The 344-nt window shown below is 53.8% G+C and carries 1 protein-coding gene and 1 pseudogene; both read right to left on the bottom strand.

Translation table 11 applies throughout. From position 1 onward, the window contains the following. On the bottom strand, positions 1–126 hold a 126-nt coding region (locus tag IM317_RS24340; RefSeq protein ID WP_375336436.1), incomplete at its 3' end, for a hypothetical protein. A 10-nt stretch (positions 127–136) separates the two neighbouring features. After that, positions 137–344: pseudogene (locus IM317_RS23670) on the bottom strand (efflux RND transporter periplasmic adaptor subunit); the annotation flags it as partial.

The following is a 344-nucleotide window of genomic DNA, read 5'->3' on the forward strand; positions in this document are numbered from 1 at the left end:
CAGGTCAGGCAGCGCATCGACCGGCGTGTTAATTATCGTCCATGTGCCCCAGATGCTGAGAAACAGTGCGCCCATCATGACCAGGAAACGGTTGGCGACAGAGCGCCGGATAATCCATTCAATCATCGTCGTCTCCTCAGTGCCCTGAATGCATATTTACAGGCTGCTCAGACATTGCTGGCATACTGTTTTCTGTTTTTTCAGGGTGGCGCATACGTTCCAGCGCGCCCGTAATATTGGCTTCGGAGTCAATGAGGAACAGGCCACTGACCACCACGGTATCGCCTTCATTCAGGCCGGAGCCAATGCCGGACTGTTGCTGTGATTCATGCAGAACGTGGATC

Source organism: Enterobacter cloacae complex sp. S3 (assembly GCF_014930495.1).
GTDB classification, from domain to species: domain Bacteria; phylum Pseudomonadota; class Gammaproteobacteria; order Enterobacterales; family Enterobacteriaceae; genus Enterobacter; species Enterobacter asburiae_B.